The 1,814-nt window shown below is 59.4% G+C and carries 2 protein-coding genes; both read left to right on the forward strand.

Annotated elements, in window-relative coordinates; translation table 11 throughout:
• Nucleotides 1-147: 147 nt before the first annotated feature.
• On the forward strand, nucleotides 148-588 hold the full coding sequence (locus tag KEM60_RS16005) for a hypothetical protein (RefSeq protein WP_219232427.1): 441 nt from the start codon (nucleotides 148-150) through the stop codon (nucleotides 586-588).
• Between the two features lie 62 nt (nucleotides 589-650).
• A partial coding sequence (locus KEM60_RS16010; RefSeq protein ID WP_219232429.1) for a S8 family serine peptidase occupies nucleotides 651-1,814 on the forward strand: 1,164 nt, incomplete at its 3' end.

Consider the following 1,814-nt stretch of genomic DNA (forward strand, 5'->3'; position numbering starts at 1 on the left):
ACCTCCGCCGCCAAGACCGCTACCGCATGACCAGCGACGAACTATGGGGCGTACCCACCCACGCCGTACCCCCCATCATCGGCGACGAAGGAGCCATGTACCTCCTCGACGACGATGACGACGACTACTACCGGGAAGCGCACCACCATGGGCGATAACAAACCTCAATACATCCTCAATGACTACAGCGACTGCAGCCGGGAATATCTGATTAATAGCCAGGCTGATGAGATCCGCAAATCCCACCAAGGATCAGCCTCTCTAGATTTCAGCCTGGATCCAGAGAAATTCCGCAAAACCTATGCCGACCTCTATGAGACCCATCGCAACCTTGAGGCCTCCATCAAGAAAGCTGAGGCCGCCCGTGATCGCATAGAAAAGAGCGATGCCAGCGGAAAAATGCTGGAAGCCCAGTGCGCCTGGGATAAGGTTCATAGTCAGTCACAAACACTTATTGACAATATGAAGAGATTGGATCAGAAGGTCTGCACTCACCTGAATTCTATGGAGCAGACGTATCGGGCCTACCTAGCCAGCGACAATCAAGCTCAGGTGGGTTTCACCCAGATCAACCCCAGCCAAAAGTGAGCACAGGAAGGATGCCGATCGTCGTGTCCCGAAATCACCGCCCCCATCGATGGCACCCTGCTGTGATCATATTCCTTACTGGCGGACTGGCCTGCAATGCGGCGATCCCGGCTCATGCGGGGGACCAGGTCCGGGACCGGCAATGGTGGATCACCCCGATGGGCATCGATCGCTCTTTACCTCTATCCCGCGGCGGCATCAGGGTCTGCCTTCCAGACATTGGTATCGACGCCACCCACCCTGACCTCGCCGGAGTGCGGTTCGCTGACGGCAAAGACCTGTCCGGGAAAGGCTCCCCAGACGGACTCAAACCCATCACCAGCGAATACGACTTCCACCACGGCACCAACATGGCTGCCAACATCGCCGGGCGGGGCCACGGCCACAACGGAGAGTCCGGAATCATCGGCGCCGCCCCTGACGCCACCATTGTCAGCGTCTCACTAAATTATGAAATACAAACCCAGACCAGTACTGTTGCCGAGGCGATCCGGTATTGCACTGATCATGGCACCAAGGTTATCAACCTTTCTGTTGGCACGGCAGGAAAAGACGTTAAAGAAGCCGTGCTCTACGCCCAGTCTAAAGACGTCGTTATAGTCGCATCGGCTGGCAATTTTGGGAGTTCGACTCTCACCGGACTCCCCGACATATTCGGTGTCCTGTCTGTGGCCGGTGTCGATCACAACCTCACCCGCGACCCCAGTTCCAACTGGGGGCGCCCCCGCACGAACGGGCAAAACCATGTCAGCTCCCCCGGCGTAGCTGTGTGCGGTCCGTTCGCGACCACCCCGGACACGGGAGTCCCGCAAGCCTGGCCCGGCGGCGGCTACCGCGACAAAGCAGGCACATCCATCTCTGCCTCGGTCGTCACCGGCATCGTCGCCGCGATCCGCGCGAAACATCCCGACCTCAACGCCGCCAGCGTCATCAACCGCGTCTTAAAAACCGCTAAAAAAACCGGCACCGGAGACATCCCCACCGCCGACTGCGGCTGGGGCCTCGTCGACGCCTACGCCGCACTGACCGCGGACGTCCCTACCGTCACCGACAACCCCCTCGGCCAGATCGGCGAAGGATACGACAACCCCGACCGCAGAATCTTTGGCGTGAAATCGATGGGGCTGTGGGACCCCACCTACCAACCTGACCCTGAATATTCCTCCGCCATGCCCCAACCCCCCACAAACACACCCCAAGGACCCATCACCGCCGCCGCACCCCGC

This window comes from Austwickia sp. TVS 96-490-7B, assembly GCF_019331795.1.
Classification (GTDB): Bacteria; Actinomycetota; Actinomycetes; order Actinomycetales; family Dermatophilaceae; genus Austwickia.

What these genes read in the sequence shown, in the direction of transcription:
- KEM60_RS16005 (WP_219232427.1), top strand. Translation starts at nt 148, where the DNA reads ATGGGCGATAACAAACCTCAATACATCCTCAATGACTACAGCGACTGC.